The organism is Alcanivorax sp. HI0044 (assembly GCF_001634945.1).
In genome coordinates this window covers 1-608 of sequence record NZ_LWEZ01001068.1, presented here as the reverse complement: position 1 = coordinate 608, position 608 = coordinate 1, and the positions used below count along the sequence as shown (strand labels likewise).

Below are 608 nucleotides of genomic sequence, written 5' to 3'. Positions count from 1 at the left end.
GCCGTCATCGACGCCACCGGGCTGGATAAGCGACTGATCGCCCTGGTGGAACTGCGGGCATCACAGATCAACGGCTGCGCCTTTTGCATGCACATGCACGCCGCCCAAGCACGTAAACTGGGGGAGGACAACGCACGCATAGATACTGTCGCTGGCTGGCGCGATACCGACTGGTTCAGCGAACGAGAGCAAGCAGCCCTGGGCTGGACCGAATACCTGACCCGCCTCAGCCAGGGCGGCGATGGTGACGCCGCCTATGCAGCTCTGGCGGAACACTTCAGCGAAAAAGAACGCAGTGACCTGAGCTACGTGATCGGCGTTATCAATATGTGGAACCGTTTCAGCGTCGGCTTCCAGACGCACCCGGAGTAACAACGGTTTTCACTGCCACAGGCCCATGGCATGCTTCGAATCATATTCGATCCGGAGCCTGCCATGCGCACTGTCATTATCACCATGCTATCCAGCCTTGCCCTCAGCGCCTGCGCGGACACCACCGCCACCCTGGAGCCACAGACCGACAACAGCATTACCGCCACCGCAATCACCGGTGGCCTGCATCACCCCTGGTCACTGGCGTTTGTCTCAGACAACGAATGGCTGATTAC

General features: G+C 59.7%; 1 protein-coding gene. It reads left to right on the top strand.

Annotated features, from left to right (window positions below; all coding sequences use genetic code 11):
- Nucleotides 1-372 (top strand): carboxymuconolactone decarboxylase family protein (locus A3730_RS12800; RefSeq protein ID WP_197477472.1); only part of this gene is annotated, 372 nt, incomplete at its 5' end.
- Nucleotides 373-608: the final 236 nt, after the last annotated feature.